Annotated in this window: 3 protein-coding genes; all 3 read left to right on the forward strand. The window is 30.7% G+C overall.

Features of this window, described 5'->3' with window-relative positions; translation table 11 throughout:
• Nucleotides 1-178: 178 nt before the first annotated feature.
• The 3 genes from LY11_RS26260 (at nucleotide 179) to LY11_RS26270 (ending at nucleotide 2,850) form a co-directional block, all read left to right on the forward strand.
• On the forward strand, nucleotides 179-643 hold the full coding sequence (locus tag LY11_RS26260; protein WP_170132794.1) for a hypothetical protein: 465 nt from the start codon (nucleotides 179-181) through the stop codon (nucleotides 641-643).
• Nucleotides 644-965: 322 nt separating this feature from the next.
• Nucleotides 966-2,123 (forward strand): hypothetical protein, encoded by a 1,158-nt coding sequence (locus LY11_RS26265; protein ID WP_146610952.1) that lies wholly within the window; start codon nucleotides 966-968, stop codon nucleotides 2,121-2,123.
• A gap of 58 nt (nucleotides 2,124-2,181) precedes the next feature.
• Complete coding sequence (locus tag LY11_RS26270) at nucleotides 2,182-2,850, forward strand: DUF6624 domain-containing protein (protein ID WP_111636539.1); 669 nt, start codon at nucleotides 2,182-2,184, stop codon at nucleotides 2,848-2,850.
• The last annotated feature ends 159 nt before the right edge of the window (nucleotides 2,851-3,009 follow it).

The following is a 3,009-nucleotide window of genomic DNA, read 5'->3' on the forward strand; positions in this document are numbered from 1 at the left end:
GTAAAATACTGCTTTGTTTAAATTGGCCCGGTATCACCGATAGGACTGGCCCAGTATCACCGATACGGGTGGCCCGTTATAGACTGATATATGCATTAAGCATATAGAATTATTAATTCCATTTGTTTCTGAATCTTTTAGAAACGAGTATTGCGAAATAATGATTAATGACCCTAGATTGTATAGAATAATGGTTTATTCTAGTCCAAAGGACCAGCTTATTTTTAGTAACCGAATTCAGGGCAAAGCATTAATTGAATTTGAAAAAGACATTAGAATAAACATAAATGAAACAATTAAATTGGAGCGTTTTTCAACGAATATTGAACTGTTTTCAGAAGCTCAGGCTTATAATCTTGGTCTAAATAGAAAGGTCTGTATTAATAAGGAAGGGGAAATTAAAAATTATCTCACTCATAAGTCTTCTTTTGGAAATATTATGAATATTGATGTTAAAAATGTTATTGAAAATAAGGAGTTTATAAAGAAGTGGGACGTGTCTAATGATGATATTGAAATATGCAAAGACTGTCAATATAGGTATACTTGTGTTAGTAATTCAGATATTATAGAGATCAAAGGTAAATATTATAAGGAAGAAATTTGTGGTTTTGACCCATTTACTAATAATTGGGCTAGTTAATTGATGAGGTGCTCTTTATATATTAGGAATTCCTCATAATTTGTAAGTTGACCATGCTGATTGCAACCAAGATGGCTTGAGAGTTGTTTCTAAGTCTTATAAATTAATCTTTAAATTTGAGTATTTTCCGTGTACTTTTCACAATGCTATTACATGATTAACAATAAAATAATTGGTGCCAGAGCCATTGATGTATCGGTTTCTATAGATTGTATATGTGAATTGGATGCATGCCATTATTTATATTGTAAGTTAGGAAACGGCTGCCTTTTGTTGGTTGTAAAACAAATTATTATTTTCACGAGTCGGTAAAATTATTAAAATGAACTATTATAAAGACTTTGATAATTGTCTTTCCTCTATGATTGACTCCATCAAAGGAGTTTTGTATCATAGAAGCAACGAAATATTTGAAAGATTAGATTTTTATAATGATGAAATTTATCTGGAACCCCTAATCTATAGTTATCTTGCTCAGAATGACGAAAAGTGGCTTGACTCTATAATAATTGGTTATGAAAATGAAAAAAAAGAAGAAATAAATGTTTTTTCAAATTCATATGGTGTAATTTATTTACCTAGAATTGGGTACTTTATAACAGATAAAATAAGCTCAACTTTTACATTGCGGATTGTAAGTGGTGAGTTCTTACTTTTTTTTTATGGAGAGAAACTATCTTATATATTTGAACCGATTGTTAAGTTATTAAATGATGTTGAATTAGTAATACATCCTCACCCGTTATTGGAGTCTTTTTTTACGAACAATAGTAAAGTATTTAACGATGAAATATTAAGTAAAGTAAAGAATGTACATACTAATCATCTTAATAAGGCCTTCGATATCTTAAAGTGTTGCAATCCTGAATTTTATGTTTTGTTGATGAAAAGTGTAAAAAAGGTCATGTTATTTAATTCAGAAACACCAAATAGTTTTGCTGTTCTAGCTGCTCATAGTATGGTTTTCTTTAATGTAAACTCCTGGGACAATGAAATGTTTTTTGTCGATCATTTTTCGCATGAAGGATCACATGTGATTTTTAATATATTAACCTTTAAGTCGAAGATCACACTTTTTAAATTGCCTTATGTCACAACTTTCGCCGTAGCTTCTGGCAAGCAGGAAGAACATAGTACTATTTATTTGAGATTTCATGGACTCTTTACCTTTATTGAAATTATTAAAAGTTTGATGGCCGTTATAAAAAGTAAGAAAGTTAGTGTTGCCGCCGTTCATGAAGCCAAAGGTAGGATTGGATTCCAACTAAAAAGGTTTGAAAATTCACTAAAAAGTTTTGAAGGGCTAGATTTATTTCAGCAGGAAGGACTAATCTGGTTTAGATATTTTGAATCTCATTATGTTGAATTTGAAAGAGAAATAGGTTATTTAAGAACATCTTATGATCTTTCATATCAATCCTATGATTTTAATAGTAAAGTTTTTAATGAGTTAAATCCAGCTTCTCCTCCTGGAAAATAATTGAGTGAATATTTTGTGAGAATAGAGAAGTTTATTTTATCTATTAATTTTTAATTTAATGAATTTTTTAAGTTTATATCGATTTTCTTTTCTGTCGTTGTCCTTGTTTTTGGGTAGCTGTTACCAAAATGGACTGACTTCAAAGGCGCCAGAAGGCGTGACTATTACAAATGAGAAAAAACAAATGTTGACAAAAGAGTTAAATAAAGTTTACGAAGAAGATCAAAAATGTAGACTATTAGTTTCTTCAACCATCAGTAAATACGGTTTAAAATCAGTACAAATATTAAAAATTGCTAAAAATATGAACAGAGTCGATTCGTTAAATATTATAATCGTAAAATCAATAATTAAAAAATATGGTTGGCTTGGAAGTGAAACTGTTGGAACTAAGGGTAATTCGGCAATATTTTTAGTTATTCAACATTCTGAAAAGAGTGATAGAGCATACTTTCTTCCAATAATGAGAGATGCTGTTCGAAAGAATCGTGCCAATAAGCAAGATTTAGCTCTTTTAGAAGATAGGGTTGCTACTGACCAGGGTAAAAAGCAATTATATGGAACACAGATTGGTCTAGATACGAAGACTAACAACTATTATCTAATGCCATTAGAAAACCCGGGAAAAGTTGATGAACGACGGTCTAAAATGGGATTAATACCAATTGCTGATTACTTAAGTCAATGGCAAATTGATTTGAAAGTTAGTCCATTGGATAAAGAATAACCTAAAAATCCAGGATAAGCTTAGGAGCTACTGAGAGACATTATTATATCTGTTGGATATTCTGGCGATACTGACCCCCATTCTGGATACTGACCCCCCAGTGGGATTTTAGTTCATCGAGTTTGATGACCTGACAATTTTACTTCTTTTTTCTTAGAC

This window comes from Pedobacter cryoconitis (assembly GCF_003259615.1).
GTDB classification, from domain to species: domain Bacteria; phylum Bacteroidota; class Bacteroidia; order Sphingobacteriales; family Sphingobacteriaceae; genus Pedobacter; species Pedobacter cryoconitis.

Coding starts and splice junctions, on each gene's coding strand:
- LY11_RS26270 (WP_111636539.1), top strand. CDS start 2,182: ATGAATTTTTTAAGTTTATATCGATTTTCTTTTCTGTCGTTGTCCTTG.
- LY11_RS26265 (WP_146610952.1), top strand. CDS start 966: ATGAACTATTATAAAGACTTTGATAATTGTCTTTCCTCTATGATTGAC.